The organism is Acidovorax sp. KPB24-03 (genome assembly GCF_057546605.1).
This window is the reverse complement of record NZ_BAAJYR010000839.1, coordinates 1-768: the sequence shown is the minus strand read 5'-3', so window position 1 is coordinate 768 and position 768 is coordinate 1. Positions and strand designations below refer to the sequence as shown.

Genomic DNA, 768 nt, shown 5'->3' with positions numbered 1-768 from the left:
CGCTCCCCACAGCGTCCAGCCGGCGCCCACGAGCGCGGCCAGCGCGGCCAGCCCGCCCAGGGCCCGGGCCAGGTCTTCCCAGCTGGGCGATTCGATGCCCAGGGCTTTCAGCATGTCGAGCTGGCGGCCCTGGGTGTAGTTGAGCACCCACTGGTTCCAGCCGTTGTTGACGGCCTCCCACACGGCGCGCATCTGCTGCACCATGCCGGGGCTGATCATGGTGTCCATGGCGTTGCCGAACACGCCGCGCGGGGCCTGCAGGCGCTGGAAGGCGCCGATGCGGCCGGGCGAGACGGCGCCGGTCGGGTCCACGCGCACCCAGCCGCGGCCTTCGAGCCAGACCTCGGCCCAGGCGTGCGCATCGCTCTGGCGCACGGTCCAGTAGCCGTCGACCCCGTTGCGTTCGCCGCCCTGGTAGCCGGTGACGATGCGCGCGGGGATGTCCATCGCCCGCATCAGCACGACGAAGGCCGAGGCGATGTGTTCGCAAAAGCCTTCCTTGATATCGAACCAGAACGCGTCGGCGGTGTGCTGGCCGTACACGCCGGGCTCCAGCGTGTAGTTGTAGCCGCCCGTGCGCAGCCGGGCGAGGGCGGCGTCGACCAAGGCGGGCGGCCCGCCGGCGGCCAGGCGCGGGTCGGCCAGCATCTCCTGCGCCAGGCGCGGGTGCGCGGGTCGAATCCGTCGGGCAGCTCCACGTAGGAGCGCATCTGCCCGGTGCGCTGCGCCGGGCCGTGGGTGAAGCGGGGGTAGCTTTCGGCGCGGTAG

1 pseudogene is annotated in these 768 nt (G+C 72.5%); it reads right to left on the bottom strand.

From position 1 onward, the window contains the following. Positions 1-768 (bottom strand): annotated as a pseudogene (locus AC27KI_RS26355) (transglutaminase-like domain-containing protein); the annotation flags it as partial.